General features: G+C 71.8%; 17 protein-coding genes. 10 read left to right on the top strand and 7 right to left on the bottom strand.

Features of this window, described 5'->3' with window-relative positions; all coding sequences use genetic code 11:
* Window positions 1–126 precede the first annotated feature (126 nt).
* From serB to AMA02S_RS01415, 4 genes are all read right to left on the bottom strand, one after another.
* Complete coding sequence (gene serB, locus AMA02S_RS01430; RefSeq protein ID WP_067450313.1) at window positions 127–1,323, bottom strand: phosphoserine phosphatase SerB; 1,197 nt, start codon at window positions 1,321–1,323, stop codon at window positions 127–129.
* 237 nt (window positions 1,324–1,560) lie between these two features.
* On the bottom strand, window positions 1,561–2,586 hold the full coding sequence (locus AMA02S_RS01425) for an S-adenosylmethionine:tRNA ribosyltransferase-isomerase (protein ID WP_067450310.1): 1,026 nt from the start codon (window positions 2,584–2,586) through the stop codon (window positions 1,561–1,563).
* A complete protein-coding gene (locus AMA02S_RS01420) occupies window positions 2,583–3,950 on the bottom strand; it encodes an MFS transporter (RefSeq protein WP_067450307.1) in 1,368 nt (455 codons plus the stop codon). The genes AMA02S_RS01425 and AMA02S_RS01420 overlap by 4 nt, the downstream gene beginning before the upstream one ends.
* Window positions 3,947–4,627 carry an SDR family NAD(P)-dependent oxidoreductase gene (locus AMA02S_RS01415; protein ID WP_067450305.1) on the bottom strand — a complete coding sequence of 227 codons (681 nt, stop codon included), beginning with the start codon at window positions 4,625–4,627 and terminating at the stop codon, window positions 3,947–3,949. Before AMA02S_RS01415 ends, AMA02S_RS01420 begins: the two co-directional genes overlap by 4 nt.
* A gap of 212 nt (window positions 4,628–4,839) precedes the next feature.
* Between AMA02S_RS01415 and AMA02S_RS01410 the strand changes: the two genes are divergently transcribed.
* The 5 genes from AMA02S_RS01410 (at window position 4,840) to AMA02S_RS01390 (ending at window position 9,051) form a co-directional block, all read left to right on the top strand.
* Window positions 4,840–6,009: a GAF domain-containing sensor histidine kinase gene (locus AMA02S_RS01410; protein WP_067450302.1), complete on the top strand. Its 1,170-nt coding sequence runs from the start codon at window positions 4,840–4,842 to the stop codon at window positions 6,007–6,009.
* Window positions 6,006–6,734 carry a response regulator gene (locus AMA02S_RS01405; protein WP_084264417.1) on the top strand — a complete coding sequence of 243 codons (729 nt, stop codon included), beginning with the start codon at window positions 6,006–6,008 and terminating at the stop codon, window positions 6,732–6,734. The genes AMA02S_RS01410 and AMA02S_RS01405 overlap by 4 nt, the downstream gene beginning before the upstream one ends.
* A 36-nt stretch (window positions 6,735–6,770) precedes the next feature.
* On the top strand, window positions 6,771–7,556 hold the full coding sequence (locus AMA02S_RS01400) for a PP2C family protein-serine/threonine phosphatase (protein WP_084264416.1): 786 nt from the start codon (window positions 6,771–6,773) through the stop codon (window positions 7,554–7,556).
* A gap of 249 nt (window positions 7,557–7,805) precedes the next feature.
* Complete coding sequence (locus AMA02S_RS01395; RefSeq protein ID WP_067450299.1) at window positions 7,806–8,246, top strand: DUF2752 domain-containing protein; 441 nt, start codon at window positions 7,806–7,808, stop codon at window positions 8,244–8,246.
* Window positions 8,247–8,334: 88 nt separating this feature from the next.
* Window positions 8,335–9,051 (top strand): RDD family protein, encoded by a 717-nt coding sequence (locus tag AMA02S_RS01390; protein ID WP_067450297.1) that lies wholly within the window; start codon window positions 8,335–8,337, stop codon window positions 9,049–9,051.
* An 81-nt stretch (window positions 9,052–9,132) separates the two neighbouring features.
* On the opposite strand, the gene AMA02S_RS01385 is transcribed toward AMA02S_RS01390, so the two are convergent.
* Complete coding sequence (locus AMA02S_RS01385) at window positions 9,133–9,888, bottom strand: Rv1486c family protein (RefSeq protein WP_067450294.1); 756 nt, start codon at window positions 9,886–9,888, stop codon at window positions 9,133–9,135.
* A 200-nt stretch (window positions 9,889–10,088) separates the two neighbouring features.
* On the opposite strand from AMA02S_RS01385, the gene AMA02S_RS01380 reads away from it, so the two are divergent.
* The 3 genes from AMA02S_RS01380 (at window position 10,089) to AMA02S_RS01370 (ending at window position 12,180) form a co-directional block, all read left to right on the top strand.
* Window positions 10,089–10,877: an ABC transporter ATP-binding protein gene (locus AMA02S_RS01380; RefSeq protein WP_067450291.1), complete on the top strand. Its 789-nt coding sequence runs from the start codon at window positions 10,089–10,091 to the stop codon at window positions 10,875–10,877.
* 185 nt (window positions 10,878–11,062) lie between these two features.
* On the top strand, window positions 11,063–11,836 hold the full coding sequence (locus tag AMA02S_RS01375) for a sulfite exporter TauE/SafE family protein (RefSeq protein ID WP_067450286.1): 774 nt from the start codon (window positions 11,063–11,065) through the stop codon (window positions 11,834–11,836).
* 98 nt (window positions 11,837–11,934) lie between these two features.
* Window positions 11,935–12,180, top strand: coding sequence for a DUF8836 family protein (locus AMA02S_RS01370; protein ID WP_067450282.1), 246 nt, complete (start codon window positions 11,935–11,937; stop codon window positions 12,178–12,180).
* A gap of 79 nt (window positions 12,181–12,259) precedes the next feature.
* On the opposite strand, the gene AMA02S_RS01365 is transcribed toward AMA02S_RS01370, so the two are convergent.
* Window positions 12,260–13,177, bottom strand: a complete 918-nt coding sequence (locus tag AMA02S_RS01365; protein ID WP_067450279.1) for a Rieske (2Fe-2S) protein — start codon at window positions 13,175–13,177, stop codon at window positions 12,260–12,262.
* A gap of 134 nt (window positions 13,178–13,311) precedes the next feature.
* On the bottom strand, window positions 13,312–15,495 hold the full coding sequence (locus AMA02S_RS01360) for a molybdopterin-dependent oxidoreductase (protein WP_067450277.1): 2,184 nt from the start codon (window positions 15,493–15,495) through the stop codon (window positions 13,312–13,314).
* 133 nt (window positions 15,496–15,628) lie between these two features.
* Here AMA02S_RS01360 and AMA02S_RS01355 point away from each other — a divergent pair, with 133 nt between their 5' ends.
* Complete coding sequence (locus AMA02S_RS01355) at window positions 15,629–16,072, top strand: NfeD family protein (protein ID WP_067450274.1); 444 nt, start codon at window positions 15,629–15,631, stop codon at window positions 16,070–16,072.
* Between the two features lie 10 nt (window positions 16,073–16,082).
* A complete protein-coding gene (locus tag AMA02S_RS01350; RefSeq protein ID WP_084264415.1) occupies window positions 16,083–17,141 on the top strand; it encodes an SPFH domain-containing protein in 1,059 nt (352 codons plus the stop codon).
* The last annotated feature ends 34 nt before the right edge of the window (window positions 17,142–17,175 follow it).

Here is a 17,175-nt window from a genome sequence, read left to right as displayed (position 1 = left end):
AGCGGGGGGCAAGACGCCCTGCGTGCCGACCGTAAATGCCTGCCGTCGCTGCTGCTGGTAGCTGACGAGCTACAGGAAGAGATTGACGAGCGGTACCCAAAGGACCGGACGGCGCTCCCCCAGAAATCAAGTGTCCTCGGCGTCGGCGGCTTCGACCTCTTCGCGGGAGATGCCCAGGAGGAAGAGGATGGTGTCCAGGTAGGGGACGTTGACGGCGGTGTCGGCGGCCTTGCGGACGACGGGTTTGGCGTTGTAGGCGATTCCCAGGCCGGCGGCCTGGAGCATGTCCAGGTCGTTGGCGCCGTCGCCGATGGCGACGGTCTGGCTGAGGGGGACGCCGGCCTCGCGGGCGAAGCGTTCTAGGGCGGCGGCCTTGCCCGCGCGGTCGATCACCGGGCCGGTGACGCGGCCGGTGAGCTTGCCGTGCTCGATCTCCAGGGTGTTGGCCATCGAGTAGTCGATGCCGAGATCGTCCACGAGGGCGTCGGTGACCTGGGTGAAGCCGCCGCTGACGATCGCGAACTCGTAGTCGAGGCGTTTGAGGGTGCGGACCATCGTGCGGGCGCCGGCGGCGAGGACGAGCTTGTCACGGACGTCGTCGATGGCGCTCGCGTCGAGCCCGGCGAGCAGCGCCACGCGTTCGCGCAGGGAGCCCTCGAAGTCGAGGTCGCCGCGCATGGCCGCCTCGGTGACCTTGGCGACCTCGTCCAGACAGCCGGCGTGCTCGGCGAGCAGCTCGATGACCTCGCCCTGGATCAGGGTGGAGTCGACGTCCATGACGATCAGCCGCTTGGCGCGCCGGTGCAGGCCGCTGTGCTGGACGGCGATGTCGACCTGCTGTTCGGCGGCCTCGGCGGCGAGGGCGGCGCGCAGGGCTTCGGGGTCGGCGCCGGAGACGTCCATCTCGATGCAGGTGACGGGGGTGGAGGCGAGCCGCTCGATCCGGTCGATGTTGGCGCCGTTGGCGGCGATGCGGCTGGCGATCCCGGCCATGGCGGCGGGCATCAGCGGGGCGCCGAGCACGGTGACGTGCAGCCGGCCGCGGCGCCGCGGCGCCCGCTTCTCCCGGCCGGTGGACAACTCGATCTCCATGTCGAGGTCCGTCGCGACCTTCTCGGCGGCGTTCCAGACCCGTCCGATGTCGGCGCCCTCGACGTAGGTCAGCAGGACGCCGAGGACGAGCCGTCCGCGGATCACGACCTGCTCGACGTCGGCGACCGTCAGGGGGAACTCCGCGAGCGTGCGGAAGAGCCGTGACGTGACCCCGGGGCGGTCGCGTCCGGTGAGCGTGATGAGCAGCGTGCGCTGTGCTGGGCCGTCCATGCTGCTCACAACGGTACCGGGCGTGGCACGTTCCTCGTTCCTGACGTCCACAATGCAAGACGTCGGCTCCATGACATGCCGCTTAAGATCGAGAGAGCAGCAGGTTGACAGCCGCGAGTCAGATGGACTTACCAAGGTCAGAATCTGAGATACGGGGCTGGTGAGGGGCTTCCGAAGGACGTTCGGTGGGTCTTCGGGAGCTGGGGGCCGCTCTCGGTGGGGTGGGGTCTCACTTGGCTAGCGGGGGAGGAGGAGGTTGACGTCTCCGAACTCGTGCCAGAGGTAGCCCTCATTTAGGGCCGCCTGGTAGGTGGCGGCGAGCAAGGGACGGCCTGCGATGGCGGTGAGCATCATCAGGTGGGACGACTTGGGCTCGTGCAGGCCCGTGAGGAGGCCGTCCACGGCTTGGACGCCCTTCTCCGGTGTCACGATGTGCTCGGTCCAGCCTGCGGACGCCTGGACGTGCCCGGTGGCGTCCACGGCCGTCTCCAAGGCGCGGACGGCGGTGGTCCCTACGGCGATCACCCGTCCGGCGCGCGCGCGGACGTGTTCGACCAGCGCGGCGGTCGGTTCGGGGACCTCGTAGCGTTCCGCGTACGGGGGTTCGTGCGCCTCGGGGGACGCGACGCCGGTGTGGAGTGTGATCGGCGCGAGGTGGATGCCACGGGAGACGAGCCGGGTCACGAGTTCGGGAGTGAAGGGGCGGGCGGCGCTCGGCATTTCGGCGCCGCCCGTCGTGCGGTCGTGGGCGAAGACGGTCTGGTAGGCGGCGGTGGGCCAGTCGCGGCGGACGTAGCCGTACCGGATGGGCGTCCCGTGGCGCCGCAGGTACGGGACGACGGGGGTGCTGAGGCGGGCCTGCCAGAGCCGGTCGGTCTGCCGTCCGACGAGGGTGAGGGTGGCGCCGCCGGGCATCGGGATCCACTCGCCCGGGCCGCCGCCCGAGTAGGGGCGGCTGGCCTTCCCGGCGAGGCGGCGCAGCTCGACGAGCCAGAGCAGGTCGTCGCCGGGCAGCGGGGTGGAGAAGTGCACGCTGATCCGGTCGAGCCGGACGGCGGCGGGCAGCGTCGCCGAGGTGTTGACGACGAGGAGGTCGCCGGGGTCGAGCAGGTCGGGCAGGTCGCCGAAGCCGTGGTGGGTGATCGCGCCGGTGTCGCGGCGGCCGACGAGCAGGCGGACACCGTCGCGGGTCCGGCCGCGGGCTTCGGGCGGTTCGTGGGCCTCCAGGGCGGGAGGCAGGACGAAGTCGAGGGTGTCGGTCATGGGGTGGCCTCCAGCCGGAGTGCGGCGACGACGCCGAGGACGGCGATCGCGGTGAACAGGGCTCCCGCGACGGCGAGGCCCGTGCCGAGCCTGGCCTCGCCGAAGCCGGTGACCAGGGCGCCCGCGAGGCCGACCACGAGGGAGGAGCCGAGGGTGTCGCTGATCTGGAGCGCGGAGGAGTTGACGCCCTGCTCGTCCTCGGCGGACATGTCGAGGGTCAGGACGCTGAGGCTGCCGATCGCGAAGCCCATGCCGGCTCCGCCGATGATCCAGGCGGGGGCGGCGGCCCAGCCGGAGAGCTGGAGCGCGATCGTCGCGGTGACGATGCCGGCGGCGATGAGGACGGCGCCGAGCAGGGCGAAGAACTCGCGGGGGCGCTTGGACCTGCCCTGGATCTGGGACGCCGCGGACCAACCGAGCGATCCCACGGTGAGCACGACGCCCGCTTGGGTGGGGGTGAACTTGTGCAGCGAGGTGAGGGCGAGGGGGATGAACACGTCCGTCCCGAAGAAGGCTCCGGACAGCAGGCCGCGGACGAGCACCACGCTCGGCAGCCCGCGGCGCATCCTGAGCGTTCCCGGCGGGAGGAGGCGAGGGAGCCCGAAGCCCAGTCCGGCGAGTCCCGCGATGACGAGGGGCAGGGCCGCCCAGCCCGCGCCGTCCAACCCGAACAGCAGGATTCCGGCGCCCGCCGCGACGGCGACGGCCGCCAGGTGCCGGGACCGGGCGGGCGCGGCGGTGCCGGCGGGCGTGCTGAGCCGGCGCAGGACGGGGAGCAGCAGCAGCGTCGGCGGGATCACGAGCGGGATCAGGCCGAGGAACACCCACCGCCAGCCGACGTGCTCCGCCAGGACGCCGCCGGCGGCGGGGCCGATCAGGGAGGGCAGGACCCAGGCCGCCGACAGGGCGGCGAAGACCCGCGAACGCAGGTCCTCGGGGTAGGCGCGGGCGACCAGCACGTACAGCGCGACCATCGGGACACCGGTGCCGAGGCCCTGGACGGCCCGTCCGAGGACGAACAGCCCCATGGACGGCGCGGCCCCGGCGATGGCGAGCCCGGCGACGAAGGTGACGACCCCGATGAGGAAGGGGCGCGCCGGTCCCGACCGGTCGACCCACCCGCCCGCCACGACGGTGGACAGCAGGCTGGTGATCAGGGTGGCGCTGAAACCCCACGCGTAGAGCGACAGGCCGTCCAGACCGCGGGCGATGGCGGGCATGACCGTCCCGACCGCCATGTTCTCGAACGCCAGCAGTGTGACGAGCAGGACGATCCCGAGGGTGACGCCCCGATATCCGGCGCCCAGGAGACCTTTCGGTGGCGCGTCCGTCGAGCGGCCGTCCGGCTCCAGGGTGGTGGTCATCGCGCGTCGGCGAGGTCGGCGGCCCGGTAGCGGCCGCTCGGGCGGCGGTCGGCGATCAGGCGGTGCAGCGCGGCGGCGGCCTCTTCGGGCGGCGGGGCGGCGTCGGCGTCCTCACCTGCGGCGCGGAGCATCTCGGTGCGCATCTCGCCCGGGTCGGCCCACCACACCGCCAGGCCGGGCTCCTCGGCGGCCAGGACGTGCGAGAGCTGCTCCAGGGCCGCCTTGCTGGTCCCGTAACCGCCCCAGGTCTCGTAGTCCTCCACGGCGGCGTCCGAGGTGATGTTCAGGATGGCGCCGCCCCGCTCCCGCAGGCTCGGCAGGACGGCCTGGATCAGCGCGAGCGGGGCGAGCACGTTCACGGCGAAGGTCTCCGCCAGGTCCTGGACGGGTTGATCGGCCAGCCGGGGCAACGGCGTGGTGCCGAGCGTGCCGGCGTTGTTGACGAGCAGGTCGAGCCCGCCCGCGTCCGCAGCCGCGCGGGCCAGCGCGGCGCGGTGTCCGGCGTCCGCGACGTCCCCGGCGATGGCGGTCACGGACCCGCCGATCCGCGCGGCGGCGGCGTCCAGGGCCGCCGCGTCGCGAGCGTCGATGACGATCTTCCAACCGTCCCTGGCCAGTTCGCGGGCCAGCGCCCGGCCGAGGCCACGGGAGGCTCCGGTGATCAATGCGGTCCTCATGCCCTCAACGCTAGGAATCCGCGCAGTTCACGGCATCGGCCGAGGAGCCCCGGGAGGGTCGTCAAATGGTCGTAGGACCTTTTCCGGGCCCCGCGGAGGAGCGACGCGGCCGGAACGTAGGCCCTCGGGCTGATTCGGGACGACCTGGCCAGAGAGTACGGTCTTCACATGCGGGTGCTGGGCGGCGCCCGTCATGGACACGAGAGGCCGGGATGGTCATCGAGGAAGGCGGCTGCGGCGACGGGGGCGCGACCCTGCACGCCGTCAGCTCCGCCGTGCTCGCGGTGACCAAGCATCTGTCGGTGCACGAGGTGCTCCAGGTGATCGTCCGGGCCGCCGCGCAGCTGCTGGACGCCCGGTACGCGGCGCTCGGCGTGCCCGATGACGAGGGTTCGTTCGCCGAGTTCGTGGTCGAGGGCGTCTCGGACGAGGAGTGGGATCGGATCGGTCCGCTGCCCCGCCAGCACGGGATGCTCGCCGCGATGCTGCACGGCGACACGCCGAAGCGGCTCACCGACATTCGCCGTGAACCGGAATTCGAGGGCTGGCCGGTCGCGCATCCCGTCCTGAAGGACTTTCTGGGCGTGCCCATCCGGGACGGCGAGGACGTGCTCGGCATCGTCTTCCTCGCGAACAAGCGCACGCCCGGCGGGTTCACCGACAGCGACGAGGAACTGCTGACGCTCTTCGCCGCGCATGCCGCCATCGCCATGGCGAACGCCCGCCTGTACGAGCACAACCGGGAGCTGACGGTCGTCGCCGAGCGCAACCGGCTCGCCCGGGAGCTGCACGACGCGGTCGCGCAGAAGCTGTTCTCGTTGCGGCTGACCGCGCGCACCGCCGCGGCGCTGGCCGAGCGCGACCCGGCCCGGACCGTCAAGGAGCTGGAGCAGGTCGAGCGGCTCGCCGCGGAGGCCCTCGCGGAGCTGCGTGCGGTCATCTTCGAGTTGCGTCCGGCCGACCTCGCGGACGGGCTGGTCGCCTCGCTGCGCAAACACGTCGAGGTGCTCGACCGGGCGCACGAGACCGCCGTCCGCTTCGCCGCCGAGGGCGCGGACGTCCTGTCGGAGGAGCACGAGGCCGTCGCCTATCGCATCGCGCAGGAGGCCCTGTACAACGCGCTGCGACACGCCGACGCGCGAACCGTGGACGTCCGCCTCGCGGCCGACGGCGAGCAGGTCGTCCTGGAGGTGGCCGACGACGGCTCCGGGTTCGACGCGTCCGAGCCGGGCCAGGGCAACGAGCGCGGGCAGGGCAACGGCGACGCGGGCGGTCTGGGGCTGGCGTCCATGCGCGAGCGGGCGGTCTCGATCGGCGCGACGCTCACGATCGACGCGGCGCGCGGCCGGGGCACGACCGTCCGGCTGGAGGTGCCGCTGTGACCGCGAACGGCACGGGCCGCGAGGCGATCAAGGTGCTGATCGCCGACGACCATCCCGTCGTCCGGCAGGGGCTGCGCACCTTCCTCGGCATCCAGGACGACATCGAGGTCGTCGGCGAGGCGGCCGACGGCACGTCGGCCGTGACACTGGCCGAATCGCTCAAGCCCGATATCGTGCTGATGGACCTCAAGATGCCGGGCGTCGACGGCCTGACCGCGCTGACGGAGCTGCGGGCTCGTGGGGTGGCCGCGCGGGTCCTGATCCTGACCAGTGTCACGGAACGCGGACACGTGCTGCCGGCAGTACAGGCGGGCGCCGCCGGGTACCTGTACAAGGACGTTGATCCGCAGGCGCTCGTCCAGGCGATCAGAGCGGTGCACGACGGGCATGTCCTGTTCGCGCCCGACGCGGCGGAGGCGATGCTGCGGGCGGAGCGGGTGTCCGAGGAGAACCGCGGCCTGGCCGCGCTGACCGAACGGGAACGGGAGGTGCTCGTGCACATCGCGCGGGGCAGGTCCAACCGGGAGATCGCCCGCGCGCTCGTCGTCTCGGAGAAGACGGTCAAGACGCACGTCAGTAATCTGCTCATGAAACTGGGAGTGCAGGATCGGACGCAGGCGGCGCTGTACGCCGTCCGGCATGGTGTCGGAGACGCCGGAGAACCCGGTGTCGGAGACATCGGCGGGCACGGTGCCGGAACCGCCGGGGACGCCGCCCGTGACTGACACAACTCCTCTGACAGGATCGTCATCGAAATTGGTATGAACGTAGCAATCAGGTACGCAGCAGGCAGTGACATCGGGTGCAACCGAGAGAACAACGAGGACTCGGGCTACGCCGGTGCGCGGTTGATCGCGGTCGCGGACGGCATGGGGGGCTATGCCGGCGGCGAGGTCGCGAGCTCGACCGTCATCGGTTCCCTGCGCTCGCTGGACACCGGCGCCCATGGTGACGATCTCGTCGAGATCATGGCCCGCGCGGTGGCCGAGGCCAACGAGAAGTTGCGCATCGTCCGGGAGGAGCGCCCCGACCTGAGCCGGATGGGCACGACTCTGACCGCGATGCTGTGGTCCGGAGCGGCCGTCGCGCTGGCGCATATCGGCGACTCCCGCGGCTACCTGCTGCGCGACGGCGAGTTGTTCCAGATGACGCAGGACCACACGATGGACGAGCTGCTCAAGGCGGAGGCCGAGCAGGCGGGCCAGACCGCCGACCCGGCCGAGACATCCCGGTTGTCCCACGTTCTGTATCGCGTGCTGGACGGACGCGAAGACCGCGAGCCCGATTTGCGCCTGCGCGAGGCCCGTCTCGGTGACCGCTATCTGCTGTGCTCCGACGGCCTCAGCGGTCCGGTCGACGCGCAGCGGATCTATGAGGTGCTGTCCGCCGAGGCCGAGCCGCAGCGCGCCGTCGACCGCCTGATCGAGTTGGCCCGCGACAACGGCGGCCCCGACAACATCACCGCGGTTGTGGCGGACGTCGTCGAGGCCGAGCACATTGCCGACACCGACCCCCCGCGGACCGTGGGCGCCGCCGCCAACGTCTGACGAGTCGGCGTCACCCCTCTCGACGGTGACCCCGGAACGTGTGGTCCCGAACGTTTTGATGGCACATGCGGCAGGAAAGGTGCGCATGTAGCAGGTGGTTTGTCCTAGTCTTGCCCGAGGTGGTGTCGGTCACGCTCTCGGTAACGGTCGGATCGCGGATGGTCGCCGAGACTTGACCCACCTTGGGGTGAACCCGGTATACGGGTCACTCAGACGAATGTCATCGAGGCGGAGGATTCCTTGGGGGGAGTGCCCGGGGCGGCGGCCACGGGCGTACCGGACGGTGCGCTCGGCGGGATCGTCAGCCGGACCCTCACCGCGGCGCGGCACGGCCCCGTGGGTGTGGTGTTGCGCGTGGCGGCGATGGCCATGGCGGCCGTCGGTGCTTCCTGGATCCACCGTGTCAACGACCCCGGCGTGCTCTGCCCCCTCCGCGCGTTCACCGGCATCCCGTGTCCCCTGTGCGGGGGGACCACCGTGTTCATCGAGTTCGGCTCGGGCCGTCCGGCCCAGGCGGTGCTCGCGAACCCGGTGGCCCTGACCGGTGCGCTCGGCGTCGCCCTCGCGCCGTTGGGACTGGGAGGGCGGTGGTGGGCACTCCAGCCAAAGACCCGTGCCTGGTTGCTCGGCTCCGCCCTGGTGGGGTCGGAGTTGTGGCAGCTCGTTCGGCTCGGTCTCTTGCGGGTTTGAGCCGCCGTCAGTCGTCGGTCAGACTTGCGGAGCCCTCCGGGTCCGGCGGGCGTCACATATCCACAGGGTCAATCAATAAGGAGCAAGTGTGGGTAACCCCTACGACCCCTACGGTCAGCAGCCGGGCTACGGGCAACAGCAGCCCGGGTACGGCCAGCAACCCCCCGCCCAGCCCGGGTATGGTCAGCAGCCCCAGCAGCCTGGTTACGGCCAGCCGCAGGCGCAGCCTGGCTATGGTCAGCCCCCGGCCCAACCTGGTTATGGTCAGCCGCAGGCGCAGCCCGGTTACGGTCAGCCGCAGGCGCAGCCCGGCTATGGCCAGCCTCCGAGCACGCCGGGGCAGTCCGGCTACCAGGAGGTGCACCACCACCACTACGGCTCGACCGGCCAGCTGGCCGAGTGGGGCTCGCGTGCGGGCGGGTACATCATCGACTACCTGATCTTCGCCGCCCCGGTGTTCGTTCTCTACCTGATCGGGGTACTGCTGACCAGCTCCGGCGGCGGCGTGGCCGTGCTGGGCCTGCTCATCATGTTGGTCGGCGTGGCGCTGTCCATCGCGGGCGGCTTGTGGATCTGCTACCAGGAGGGCACCACCGGCCAGTCCATCGGCAAGCGCCAGATGGGCATCCGCCTCGTCAGCGCGCAGACCGGCCAGCCCATCGGCTTCGGCATGGCGTTCGTCCGCAAGATCGCGCACATCGCCGACAGCTTCCTGTGCTACATCGGTTTCCTCTGGCCGCTGTGGGACGAGCGCAAGCAGACCTTCGCCGACAAGATCTGCAACACCATCGTCGTCCGCGCCTGAGCGGTCATACGGTCCTGGCGGGGCGTCCCCACACGGGGGCGCCCCGCTTCGTCGTGGGACCGGGTCGCTCCCGCGGCGGGTTCAGGGGACGGGATCGAACGCGCTGTTGCACGCGGCCACGAGCGCACGCCGGACGGCCCCGTCGAGCAGCCGCAGGGCCTCACCTCGGCGAAACATCTGCTCCGCGGTGAGGCCACGGTCATCCATCCGCCGGGCAAGGTCCACGACCAGCGACAACCGGCCGGCGAGCGCGGCGACACGATGCGCGCGGGGCGGGTAGCCCGGGGCGAGGGGATGGTCCCCGCGGTCCGGGTCGCGCAGGTCGGCGAGCGTGTCGGCGATCTCCGTGGGGACGCCGGACACGCCGTCCACCGTGAGCAGCGCCTCCGTCGCGTCCCGCATCGCGAGGGTCAGCTGCCGGTCGGCGTCCGCGAGGGACGGGACGTCGGGTTGGCCGGGTGCGGCGTCCCAGGTCGTCCAGCGGACGCCGACATAGGACGAGCCGCGCCGGTCCTCGGCGGGGACGAGGCCCATGGCACGTTCCCCGAGCCTGACGACGACCGCGGCACCGGCGTCGATCGCCGCGCGGTTGAAGTCCGGCGGGCCGGTGAGCCCGAGCGGGTCGCCCGGTCCGGGCAGGGCCAGCCGGAACGCGGTCATGCCGCCGACGCGCAGGTCGCCGAGGCCCCGCCGGAGCGGCACCTCGGCGGGCGCGCCGCCGAGGATCTGCGGGCCCGCGGCCCTCTCGACCGCGTCCGCGGCCTCGTCCAGGCCGACGTGCCCCGTCAGCCACGCGTTGCCCCACGCCACCAGCGCGGTCGCCACGTCCTTACTCATCCGATTCCCAACACTCCCCTATGGGCATGCGAACCACCATAAGCGCTCGGATCGCCGGTGCCACCGGAGCGCACGTGACGCGCCCCCCATCCGGGGCCGCCGTTTCGGCGGGGAGGCGGGGGACGGCGCGCGCCACCAATCGCATAGGTTCTTTCCTGAACAGACCACCTGGATTGCGGGATCGAGGTCGAGGGCGCGCGATGACCGGCGAGGTACTGCAGCTCCGCGGAGTCGGGGTCAGGCGCGGAGGCGCGGCCCTCCTGCGCGATGTCACGTGGACGGTGAACGAGAACGAGCGCTGGGTGATCATCGGCCCGAACGGTGCGGGCAAGACCACCCTGCTCCAGATCGCGGCGGCGATGCTGCACCCGACGGCGGGCGCGGTCGAGGTCCTGGAGGAGGAGATCGGCCGCACCGACGTCTTCGAGCTGCGGCCGCGGATCGGCCTCGCCAGCTCGGCGATCGCCGAGAAGGTCCCGACCGGCGAGAAGGTCATCGACCTGGTGCTCACCGCCTCGTACGCGATCCTCGGCCGCTGGCAGGAGGAGTACGACTCCACCGATGTGTCCCGCGCCGTCGAGCTGCTGGACGCGCTCGGGTGCGGCGAACTGATCCGCCGCACGTTCAGCACGCTGTCGGAGGGCGAGCGCAAGCGGGTACAGATCGCCCGTGCCCTGATGCCCGACCCGGAACTGCTGCTGCTGGACGAGCCCGCCGCCGGCCTCGACCTCGGCGGACGGGAGGATCTCGTCGCGCGCCTGGGCCGCCTCGCCGACGACCCGGCCGCGCCGACGATGGTGATGGTGACGCACCACGTCGAGGAGGTCCCGGACGGCTTCACCCACGCGCTGCTGCTGCGCAAGGGCGAGGCCATCGCGCAGGGCAAGGTGGACGAGGTGTTCACCGCAGAGCATCTGTCCTCCTGCTTCGGTCTTCCGCTCACCGTGGACCGGCAGCACGGCCGCTGGTACGCGCGCGCCGCCCGCTGAGGCTCCACCCCCCTTCCCTCTTCTCCCTCCCCTCCTTTTCCCTTCCGTCCCCTCAGCCGTTGAGCCGCATCCGGCGCGGGCTTTGCCCATCGATCGAGAAAAGGACCCCCGTTCGGCTCATGAAACCGCGCGGTATCTACCATCGTGATCGCTGTTGAGTTTCATAGCGCTTGGATGGGACGCCCTTGAACGTGCTCGACGCGGTCGCGGTGTTCGCGGCGGGGGTAGCCGCCGGCGGCATCAACACGGTCGTGGGCTCCGGCTCCCTGATCACGTTCCCGACGCTGCTGGCGCTCGGCTACGTGCCGGTCGTCGCCAACGTCTCGAACAACATCGGGCTGGTCCCGGGCGGCGCGACCGGTGCGTACGGGTACCGGAACGAGCTGAAGGGGCAGCGGGAGCGGCTGGTGCGGCTCGGCAGCGCGTCGGTGATCGGTTCGGTCGCCGGCGGGCTGCTGCTGCTCGGCCTGCCCGCGGACGCCTTCCAGGTCATCGTCCCCGCGCTGATCGTGATCGCGCTGGTCCTGGTGATCGCGCAGCCCCGCCTCCAGGGCTGGATGCTGCGCCGCCGCGAGGGGGCCGAGCACCGCCCGCACGGCGGGCCGTGGCTGTGGACCGGTGTGCTGCTGGCGGGCGTGTACGGCGGCTACTTCGGCGCGGCGCAGGGCATCGTGCTGATCGCCCTGCTCGGCATCGCGCTGGACGACGACCTGCAACGCGCCAACGCGGCCAAGAACGTGCTGTCGGCGGTCGTGAACGGCACGGCCGCCGTGCTGTTCATCGCGCTCTGGATCTTCTCCGACACCCGGATCGACTGGTGGGCGGTGTTGCTGATCGCCGCGGGGTCGACGGTCGGCGGGGTGATCGGGGCCCGGGTCGGACGGCGGATTCCGCCGCTCGTGCTGCGCGGTGTGATCGTGGTCGTGGGTATCGTCGCGATCATCAATTTGCTGTTCTGACCAGCGATTTTGGGGCGTCTCACGGCTCCGTGCAGGGTTCGCGGACCCGGCCCGCGGGTATAAGTCGAATATATGTTCGACTAAGCGGAGGTTCGCCTATGAAGGGCGACAGGGTCGAGATCATGATCGACGCCGGCGGCGAGGGGACGCGGACGTACGAGGTCGTCGCGAGCCGGGCCGGCCGCCGGGTGGAGGTCGCCACCAGGCGCGGTGTGGTGGAGGTCAGCGAGGTCACCCGCACGGGCACGGCGGTCCGCACGGCCCGCTTCATGGCCAGCCGCGTCCTCGCCCTGGTCGAGTATCCGAGCGCTGACGCCGCCCACCCCGACGACGCTCCGGCCTGACAGCGGGAACAGGCCCTCCAGTGGGCGGGAACAGGGCCTGACGGTCGGTACTGGGGCCTGAAGGCCGGCGAACAGGGCCTCAGCCCAGTGGGCGGACCTGTACCAGGCCCTTGTTGGTGACGTGGGTCTCGAACGAGGGCTGGCGGCTGGTCGCGGGACCGTGGACGACCGAGCCGTCCCGGACGCGGAAGGTGCTGCCGTGCCAGGGGCAGACGACGCAGGTGTCGGCGTTGTCGTCGGTGAGGATGCGGCCCTGGTGCAGGGGCCCGGCCAGGTGGCTGCACCGGTCGGCGAGGACGTGCACGTCCTCCCCGGTCCGCAGGACGAACAGGCTGATGTAGCCCAGGGCGCGGTGGACGGGCCAGCCGTCGGGAAGGTCCTCGATGTTGCACAGGTCGTGCCAGCCGAGGGGGACCAGATGCGCCAGCTGGTCGGCGTGGCTCGCGCCCGCCGCCTGCCGGAACGCCAGGTGTCCGCCGAGGTAGCCGCCCGCCATGAGGGCGGTGAGACCCGCGAAGCCGAGGGCCCGTCCGGCGCGGTCACGGCCCTGGTAGCGGGCCACGAGGGACGCCGAGTACAGCACGCTCGCGGTCGCCGTCCCGGCCGCGTGGACGAGCCCGACCCGCTGCTGCTCGCGGTGCAGGGCCGACCAGTCGGCGATCCCGGTGAGGACGGTCGGGACCGCGGACGCGAGCCCCGCGGTCACGAGGATCCGCGCCGCGCGCTGGGTGCCCGGCACGAGGTCCAGCACCGCGGCGGAGATCCAGCAGCCCATCGGCACGTCCGTCAGCGGCGGGTGCGCGGGATGCCCGAACGGGACGCCGTGCAGGGCGTCCTTGACCGGTCCGGGACGCAGCGTCCGCCGCACGACGGTGGAGATCGGCCGGATCGCGCGGTCGAGGGCGCGGGCGTGTTCCAGGCCCTCGGTCGCGTCCACCAGCCGCTGGGAGCGCTGCGGCCCGGACCGCCGGAAGATGTTGCTCACCCGTCGGTTCATGTCCCTCCTCGGGTGCGTACATCCGGTTCGGAGTATTGAGACGGCCGTAATGGGACGCTGGTGCGACACTAGTATCCGCGTTCAGCGGGGGCCACCCGGGGGCGGCGAGGGATACGTACCTGCAGGTAGAACCCCTAAACACCGGTGCCGGGCCGGCCGGGTTCGAGGGTCACGGGGACGCCGTTGAACACGGCGTTGCCCGACAACGGGTCGATTTCCCGGTCGCCGGTGACGGCGTCGGCGCTGGCCACGCCGGGCATCACCGTGTCGGTGGGCTCGGCGACGGCCTCGATGGCGCCGGTGCGGGAGACGACGCGCACGGTGTCGCCGGCCGCGACGCCGATGCGGGCGGCGTCGGCGGGGTTGAGCTGGAGGGTGCAGACGGTGGAGCCCTGCACGAGCTCGGGAACGCTGTCCCTGAGCGCCGAGTGCAGCCGGTTGTAGTTGGAGCGCAACTGCCGGCGGCCGATCAGCACCATCCCGGCGGCGGGATCGGCGAGGGCGGCGTGAAGGCGGCCCACGTCGGCCGCGAACGTGGACGGGCACAGCTCGATCCGGCCGGACGTGGTGCACAGCACCTCGTCAAGCCGGGGCTTGAGGGCACCGAGGTCGAGCCCGTGCGGGTGCTCGGTCCGCAGCCGGGTGAGGGTGAGCCCGGACGGGTCGGCGCCGAAGCCGTCACCGTACGGGCCGAGGCGCAACATCAGGTCGAGCCGCTGCTCGGCGAGCGTTCCGGTGTCGAGCATCGTGCGCAGCTCGTCCGGCGCGCGGCCGTGCACCGGGGAGCCGTCGAGCGCGGCGGCCCGCGCGAGCGCCGACCTGATGATCACTTCGTCGAGCGCGGCCGGATCGCCGTCCGACCCGGAGGCGATCATCGCGAGCCGGATGAGCAGGTCGGCCTCGCTGGGCCGGCCGTCCGGCGGCACGGCCGGCGGGGAGAAGCGCGCGTAGTCGCGGACGGCGAACCGTGTCAGCGCGATGTCGTAGTGGGGAGTCTGCGCGGGCCGGGGCGGTGGCAGGACCACGTGCGCGTGCCGGGTCGTCTCGTTCAGGTACGGATCGACGCTGACCATGAAGTCGAGCCCGGCGAGCGCGCGTTCGAGCCGGGCACCGTTCGGTGCCGACAGCACCGGATTCCCGCCGATCGTGATCAGCGCCCTGATCCGGCCCTCCCCGGGAGTCTCGATCTCGGTGGCCAGGGTGGCGACGGGCAACTCGCCGTTGACCTCGGGCAGCCCGCGGACGCGGCTGCGCCACCGGCCGGTGGTGAACGGCCTCTTGCGCCGGTAGACGGGCACGTGCGCGGGGCGCGGGAACATGGCGCCGCCCGGCCGGTCGAGGTTCCCGGTCAGGACGTTGAGGGCGTCCACAAGCCAGCTGCTGAGCGTCCCGAACGCCTGGGTGCAGGTGCCGGCGCGGCCGTAGACGGCGGCGCGCCCGGCGGCGGCCAGCTCGCGGGCGGTCCGGCGGGCGTCCGCGGCGGGGACACCGGTGATGATCGCGACCCGCTCGGGAGGGAAGTCGACGGCGAGGGCGCGCAGGTCGTCCAGACCGTTGACGCGCCCAGCGAGATGCTCGGCCGGGACGATGAGCTCCTCGGCGAACAGGGTGTGGACGAGCGCCATGAGCAGGAACGCGTCCGTTCCCGGACGGATGAACATGTGCTCGTCCGCCAGAGCGGCTGTGCGTGTCCGGCGTGGGTCGATGACCGTGACCTTGCCCCCGCGCGCCTGAATGGCCTTGAGCCGGCCACGGAAGTCGGGTGCCGAGCAGAGGCTCCCATTGGACTTCAGGGGGTCGGCGCCGAGCACCAGGAGATGGTCGGTGCGGTCCAGGTCGGGGACGGGGATGGCCAGGGGATCACCGAACATGTGCCCGGAGCTGACGTGCTTGGGCATCTGATCGGCGGTGCTGGCGGAGTAGACGTTGCGGGTGCCGAGCGCTTTGACGATCGCGCCGGTGTACAGCGGTCCGGCGATGGAGTGGCTGGTCGGGTCACCGACGTAGATGGCGACCGCGTCCGTGCCGTACCGCGCGATCAGGTCGCCGATCTCCCGGCGGACGACCGTGAAGGCGCTCTCCCAGCTCGTGGGCGCGTGGCCGCCCTCGCCGTCGCGCACGAGGGCGCCGGTGAGGCGGTCGGGATCGCCGTCCAGGCGTCCGAGCATCGCGCCCTTCGGGCAGATGAACCCCTTGCTGAACGGGTCGTCCTCGTCACCGCGGACGTCCGTCACCGCCCCCGCGCCGTCCAGGGTCAGCACCAGCCCGCACAGCGCTTCGCAGAGAGGACAGGTGCGGAGAGCGGTACGGGCGCCCATCGAGACTCCTTGTCGACCGAACCCTCTCATCATGGCGCGCCCTCGTCAGGTGGCGCCATGGGATGGCCTGTCCTCGTGGCTTTTCCAGAGTTACCGTGAAGGGGAGGACTCTTGCTCGCCTCAGGGAGCCGTTATGGAGGCGTGGATCGCCTGGCTGCTGGTGGCGGCGCTGCTCGGGATCGCCGAACTGCTGACCCTGACCCTGGCGCTCGGGCTGCTGGCCGTCGCCGCCCTGGCCGCCGGGCTGACCGGTGCGCTGGGGCTGCCCCTCGGCGTGCAGGTCGCGGTGTTCGCCATCGGCGCCGTCGCCGGGCTGGTCGTGGTGCGCCCGGTCGCGAACCGGCACATCAGGCAGCCGCCCGCGCTGCGCTCCGGCACCGCCGCGCTGGTCGGACGCGAGGCGCTCACCCTGACCGAGGTCAGCCGCGCGGGGGGCCGCGCCAGGATCGGCGGCGAGGAGTGGACGGCGCGTCCCTACGACCCCGACCTGGTCATTCCCGCGGGCACCCCCGCCGATGTTCTCGCCATCGAGGGGGCCACGGCCCTGCTGTACCCCCTTCAGGAAAGACCGGGGTGAGGAGCCCGCCATGACCGACATCGCCATCGCCGTCCTCGTCGTCCTGCTGGCCGGGGTGATCGTCCTGGCCACCACGGTGATGCGGTCGGTGTGGATCGTCCCGCAGGCCCGCGCCCGCAACGTCGAGCGTCTCGGCCGCTACCATCGCACGCTCGAACCGGGCATCAGCTTCGTCGTCCCGTTCGTCGACCGCGTCAAGGCCCTCATCGACCTCCGCGAGCAGGTGATCTCGTTCAAGGCGCAGCCGGTCATCACCGAGGACAACGTGGTCGTGCACATCGACACCGTGCTGTTCTTCCAGGTCACCGACCCGCGTGCCGCCGACTACGAGATCGTCGACTACATCAAGGCGATCGAGCAGCTCACCGCGACGACGCTGCGCAACGTGATCGGCACCCTGGACCTGGAGGCCACCCTCACCTCCCGCGACCGGATCAACACGGCGCTGCGCGGCGTTCTGGACGACGCGTCCGGCAAGTGGGGCATCCGCGTCACCCGGGTGGAGATCAAGGCGATCGAGCCGCCGCCGTCCATCAAGGACGCGATGGAGAAGCAGATGCGCGCCGAGCGGGAGAAGCGCGCCGCGATCCTGACCGCCGAGGGCGCCCGGGCCTCGAAGATCCTCACCGCGGAGGGCGAGAAGCAGTCGGCGATCCTGAAGGCCGAGGGCGGCAAGCGCGCGGCGATCCTGGAGGCCGAGGGCCAGTCCGCGGCGATCGAGCAGGTCTTCGCCTCCATCCACGCCGCCGATCCCGATCCGAAGCTGCTCGCCTACCAGTACCTCCAGACGCTGCCGAAGCTCGCCGAGGGGCAGGGCAGCACGTTCTGGGTCATCCCCAGCGAGGTCACGACCGCGTTGCAGGCCGTCTCGAAGGCGTTCGGCGGTTCCCTGGACGAGGCGGCTGCCCACGCCCCGCGACCGGCGTCCAGGGTGCCCGCGCAAGGCGACCCGCCAGAGCTCGCGGGCGGGGAGCCGGGGCTGACGCCGCCGTACGAGCTGGCGCCGGGCGACTACGGCACCGGAGGCGACCCCAACGGGCGCGGGCGGTCCGCCGGCCAGGCCGGTTGAGGCCGCCCGGGAACTCGCGCCGCCGAGCGGACAC

Source organism: Actinomadura macra NBRC 14102, assembly GCF_001552215.1.
Classification (GTDB): Bacteria; Actinomycetota; Actinomycetes; order Streptosporangiales; family Streptosporangiaceae; genus Spirillospora; species Spirillospora macra.
The sequence above is the reverse complement of the archived record's forward strand: the minus strand, read 5'-3'. Positions and strand labels throughout refer to the sequence as shown.

Coding starts and splice junctions, on each gene's coding strand:
- serB (WP_067450313.1), bottom strand. CDS start 1,323: ATGGACGGCCCAGCACAGCGCACGCTGCTCATCACGCTCACCGGACGC.
- AMA02S_RS01425 (WP_067450310.1), bottom strand. CDS start 2,586: ATGACCGACACCCTCGACTTCGTCCTGCCTCCCGCCCTGGAGGCCCAC.
- AMA02S_RS01420 (WP_067450307.1), bottom strand. CDS start 3,950: ATGACCACCACCCTGGAGCCGGACGGCCGCTCGACGGACGCGCCACCG.
- AMA02S_RS01415 (WP_067450305.1), bottom strand. CDS start 4,627: ATGAGGACCGCATTGATCACCGGAGCCTCCCGTGGCCTCGGCCGGGCG.
- AMA02S_RS01410 (WP_067450302.1), top strand. CDS start 4,840: ATGGTCATCGAGGAAGGCGGCTGCGGCGACGGGGGCGCGACCCTGCAC.
- AMA02S_RS01400 (WP_084264416.1), top strand. CDS start 6,771: ATGAACGTAGCAATCAGGTACGCAGCAGGCAGTGACATCGGGTGCAAC.
- AMA02S_RS01385 (WP_067450294.1), bottom strand. CDS start 9,888: ATGAGTAAGGACGTGGCGACCGCGCTGGTGGCGTGGGGCAACGCGTGG.
- AMA02S_RS01380 (WP_067450291.1), top strand. CDS start 10,089: ATGACCGGCGAGGTACTGCAGCTCCGCGGAGTCGGGGTCAGGCGCGGA.
- AMA02S_RS01370 (WP_067450282.1), top strand. CDS start 11,935: ATGAAGGGCGACAGGGTCGAGATCATGATCGACGCCGGCGGCGAGGGG.
- AMA02S_RS01365 (WP_067450279.1), bottom strand. CDS start 13,177: ATGAACCGACGGGTGAGCAACATCTTCCGGCGGTCCGGGCCGCAGCGC.
- AMA02S_RS01360 (WP_067450277.1), bottom strand. CDS start 15,495: ATGGGCGCCCGTACCGCTCTCCGCACCTGTCCTCTCTGCGAAGCGCTG.
- AMA02S_RS01355 (WP_067450274.1), top strand. CDS start 15,629: ATGGAGGCGTGGATCGCCTGGCTGCTGGTGGCGGCGCTGCTCGGGATC.
- AMA02S_RS01350 (WP_084264415.1), top strand. CDS start 16,083: ATGACCGACATCGCCATCGCCGTCCTCGTCGTCCTGCTGGCCGGGGTG.